Genomic DNA, 663 nt, shown 5'->3' with positions numbered 1-663 from the left:
CCATGAACTCGCTCGGTCGTGCGAAAAGCCGTAGGCCGGAGCAGGCCTGAAGGGTCAACGAGGCCTGCCTTTCGGGGGCATGATCGCTTCAGGTGAGGTGCCTTCCAGGGACGACAGCGAGTATTGGAGGCCGTGGTGGGTGGTCGCCGTGTGTGCGTTTGGAGCTGCCGAGTCACTGTGTCGTGCTGCGTTCTCCTTGCAGGGGACACCGGAGTACCCCGTTCTTCCAGGCCCCGCTGTGGCGCTCCGTTTCTGGCGGGTGGGCTGATGAAACACCCAGGATGGAGGTGCCCTCGTGCTGGGTGGTGGGACAGGTTCAGGCAGGGTGCCCAGGCGTCGGCGCATCACCGGAAAGGTGGAAGGCTGCCCCGTCGAGCAACCTTCCGGGTGGGGTTCATAGACGTGCGGTGCCGCTCACAACCCCAGCCAATCGGAGCCTTGTTGCTGGAGCTGCTCGGGCGTGAGGGCCTGTTCAGTAGCCGCTCGTTGTGCGCCCTGCTGAGCGGTGCGGGCGTTTCCTGCCTCGCGGATGTGGTACTGAAGTCGGGCAAGTTCGGCGGGAGTTTCCGCGTGTGGTTTCCCGATCACGCGAGTGGTGAAGGTGCTGAGGTCCTCGCCGGGCAGGTACATCGCGAGCGCCTCGGCGGGGTCGGGTTGGCGGGG

The 663-nt window shown here is 65.8% G+C and carries 1 protein-coding gene; it reads right to left on the bottom strand.

The annotated features are described in order from the left end of the window. Positions 1 to 414: 414 nt before the first annotated feature. Positions 415 to 663, bottom strand: a 249-nt coding sequence (locus QOL99_RS17415) for a hypothetical protein (protein ID WP_285525676.1), incomplete at its 5' end; no start/stop codon positions are given.

This window comes from Deinococcus rhizophilus (assembly GCF_030271215.1).
Taxonomy (GTDB): domain Bacteria; phylum Deinococcota; class Deinococci; order Deinococcales; family Deinococcaceae; genus Deinococcus; species Deinococcus rhizophilus.
Note: the sequence above shows the minus strand (reverse complement) of the source record. Positions and strands in the feature narration are given on the sequence as shown.